Source organism: Oleiphilus sp. HI0066 (assembly GCF_001635725.1).
Genome location: NZ_LWFH01000731.1, coordinates 1 through 677 on the forward strand (window position 1 = coordinate 1; position 677 = coordinate 677).

At 42.7% G+C, this 677-nt stretch carries 2 protein-coding genes; both read right to left on the reverse strand.

All coding sequences use genetic code 11. The annotated features are described in order from the left end of the window. The coding region (locus A3738_RS08965; protein WP_068763544.1) for a carboxymuconolactone decarboxylase family protein at window positions 1-412 on the reverse strand (412 nt) is incomplete at its 3' end. A gap of 31 nt (window positions 413-443) precedes the next feature. Further along, window positions 444-677: DsbA family protein (locus A3738_RS08970; RefSeq protein WP_197473744.1), on the reverse strand; the 234-nt coding region annotated here is incomplete at its 5' end.

A 677-nucleotide genomic window follows, 5' to 3' on the forward strand; every position in this document is an offset into this window, starting at 1 on the left:
CAATAAAGTCTTGTAGCTTTTCATCTCCAATGTGACCACGCTTATCTAGTAGTGCTTTAGCATAGTCGTGCAAAGCTTGAAGCTTAGCGTCAGGTATCTCAGTACCCTCACGTAATGCTTCGATAACTTCCTCAGGCATTTTCGCGGAATGCATCATCCAGGTATGGCCCGGCACGCAGTAGTGGCAGTTATTTTCGAAGTTCGCAGTCATAAAAACTACCTGCTGCTCAATCGGCGACAGGGTTGTGTTTTTCATGAATAGGCTAAATACAGTATTGTAAGCCTCATAAGTAGCAGGTGCTTCTGCCAATATCTTGTGCAAATTAGGTATCATGCCAAAACCTTTCAACGAAGCTTCCATTAACGATTTCGACTCTTCTGGCGCAGTATTGGTTTCATAGTATGTAAACATAAAAATTCCTCTGTTCTATGTAGTTCTGTCTTTAGGATGCTGTAGTTAAAGCTTCGCGGTAGGTTTCGGTTTCTTGAGCACCTTGTAGAACTTCTTCACCGTTAATAATCACTACCGGCACTCCGTGAAAACCTCCAGACAGCCACTTTCTCTCAATCTCGACCAACTCAGTTTGAAAAGTAGGATTATCTAAGACGTCTTCGGCTTCGCTTTTATCTAGGCCTAAACTAGCGACTATTTGCAGCAAAACCTCCTTACTTGAGAT